The following is a 2388-nucleotide window of genomic DNA, read 5'->3' as shown; positions in this document are numbered from 1 at the left end:
GGGTCTGGCACAAGTTCCGTGAAGCGTGCACGGTGAGTAATTGGTTGGGGGCAGCCGTCCTGACTGGCTAGGCTCCGTCGCCATGAGCGGACCGGTATTGGTGATCGAGTTGGCGGAGGCGGTCCCGCACTCGGCGATCCAGCGACTTCGCGAATTTCTGGTTCGCTCATCGGCGCGCTTTGAGGAGAAGCGGGTCGGCGAGTACGACCTGCACATTCGTGCGGACAGTCTCGGCATCACGGACACCGCGGGTGTCGACAGGCTTCGGCCCGTCCTGGTCTCTTTCATGGGGCCCGGTATCGGTGAGGAGGCCATCTTCGGGGCCGAGCATGCCGACGAAGCCGACCAGGAACCTCTCATTGGCTTCACCCCGACCCACGCTGTCGACGTCATCGCGTTCTGCAACAGTCCGGTCGACCACGCCGTCACAGCCCTGTTGACCGCCGCCATCATGGACGTGATCGGTGGCGTCGCCAACGCGGAACTGCGAGAAGACCAGGTGCCGATCGTCGCTGGTCTTCCGGGCATCGTCGCAACGACGACTGATCCGTGGCCTGCTGTGTACGGCTCAGCAGAGTTGCTCAGAGAGTGGAGCAAACAGTCCGGTTTCCGGCTTCTGAAGTAGCCGGAACTCATCCGGTCGGCTCACGCGAGCAGTACCCGTTTACGCAACAACCTGAAGCCGGCGCGGCCGAACATCTGTCTCTTCAGCATCTTGATCCGGTTGACTGCTCCTTCGACCGGTCCGGAGTTCCAGTCGGTGGTCAGTCCGGCGGTCACCGCGGCGAGGTCGTTGTTCAGGCCGGTGGCGAAGCTGCTGATGCCGGGCAGTTCGGCGTCGGTGGCCTCGTTGATCCACTCGGGCAGACGGGTACCGCTGAGGGTGGTGAGCATCTCCGCGAACGAACTGGTCAGTTCTGCGGCGGAGGCCAGTTCCGGGCAGCGGCCGAGCACGGCCTTGCGGTGCAGCTTCTCTTCCTCCGTGAGGGTGGCGGGATGGCGGGTGAGCCAGCCGGTCACCTGCCGTATTGATGGCGGCGGTGGAGCGGGAGTGATGCCTTTTTGCCGGGGCAGCTCGCGCCGGATCCAGCTGTGGACGAGGGTGTAGTGGCCGCGGAAACCGCGTGCGCTGATCTCCCGGTGGAGATCGAGGATGGTCACGTTCCCGTCGGTCTCGGCCCAGCGGTCGGCCAGGTAGGGCTTGAACGGGTCGAGTTTGCTGGGGAGTTGCCGCTTGCGGCCCTTGACCATGTCCTGCCAGCGGGCGGCGCGGGCGTACCGCTGGACGGTGTGCCGTCCCCAGCCCAGGTGACGGGCGATGCGGCGCAGACCCATGCCCTGGGCGAGGAGATCGTGGACGAGAGCGTGGTGGGCGCGGGCCCGTTCGGCGAACCTGCCGGTCGGGTCATCCGTTTCGGCCTCCTGGCCGGGTGCTGCCTCGGCCGGCGTCTCCCATGCGGGCTCGGGTTCCGGGCTGGGCGGCGGCAGGTCGCGCAGACAGGAGCGGTGGTCGGCGACGGTCTTCTCGACCGCGGCGGCGATGTTCTGCCAGAGGTGGAACCGATCGGCGACCTGCAGGGCCTGCGGTGCGGCGATGTCGGCCGCCTCGGCATAGGCGCTGGCCCGGTCGCGGCAGATGACCTCGATCGCGGGATGAGCCGCGAGCCACGGGGCGAGGGTGGCGGCGTCGCGCTCGGGCAGCAGGTCGAGAACCTGGTGGGTCTCAGCATCGATCACGACCGTTCCGTAGACGTGGCCGCGCCGGAGCGCGAAATCGTCCACGCCGACGGCACGGGGCTGCGTCGCTGTCGGGTCGGGCAGGTCCATCACCCGTCGCAACAGCGTGGTGCGGCTGGTTGCGATGCCCATGACCCTGGCGAGGCGGGCACCGGCCCGGCCCGCCAGGGCCAGCCCGATCTCACTCATCGCCTGGCGCAGCCGCTCGGTGACCCGGCCGTGGCGGCGGGTCAGTCCCGGCACCTGCTCCACGAATGTCCGTCGGCTGCAGGCCGGGACCGTGCAGAAGAACCGCCGAACCCGCAACGCGAGCTGTGCTCGTCGCCCGGCAGTGGGCAGATCCGCCGGAAACCGCAGGTAGGAGCTGTGGACCTGTTTTGTCCACTGCGCACAGTCGGGACAGGCGGCGCCGACGGGTGTGCACCGGGCCTCGACGCGTATCGCATCGCCATGCGCATCTACGGCCACGACCACGATGCCGGGGACCGACGGGAACAACAGCTCCTGGATCCAGGACAACACCTCGTTCACGGCCACCGAATGTCGACCGTGTCACCCGCACAAGGAACGATTTCAAGGCGACTTCCGCACCCACCATAAAAGATCAACAACTACAACGCGTGACCGCTCACGGAAGTTGTGCCAGACCCC

General features: G+C 67.3%; 2 protein-coding genes. One reads left to right on the top strand and one right to left on the bottom strand.

The features are described from left to right. Positions 1–82: 82 nt before the first annotated feature. Positions 83–625, top strand: coding sequence for a DUF6368 family protein (locus tag ACH4S8_RS45070; protein ID WP_398405170.1), 543 nt, complete (start codon positions 83–85; stop codon positions 623–625). A 20-nt stretch (positions 626–645) separates the two neighbouring features. Here ACH4S8_RS45070 and ACH4S8_RS45065 read toward each other — a convergent pair whose 3' ends face one another. After that, positions 646–2211 (bottom strand): ISL3 family transposase, encoded by a 1566-nt coding sequence (locus ACH4S8_RS45065; protein WP_398405171.1) that lies wholly within the window; start codon positions 2209–2211, stop codon positions 646–648. Between the last annotated feature and the right edge of the window lie 177 nt (positions 2212–2388).

The organism is Streptomyces sp. NPDC021080, from assembly GCF_044333225.1.
In the GTDB taxonomy this organism is placed as follows: Bacteria; Actinomycetota; Actinomycetes; order Streptomycetales; family Streptomycetaceae; genus Streptomyces.
This window is presented reverse-complemented; position numbering and strand designations above follow the sequence as displayed.

Coding starts and splice junctions, on each gene's coding strand:
- ACH4S8_RS45070 (WP_398405170.1), top strand. CDS start 83: ATGAGCGGACCGGTATTGGTGATCGAGTTGGCGGAGGCGGTCCCGCAC.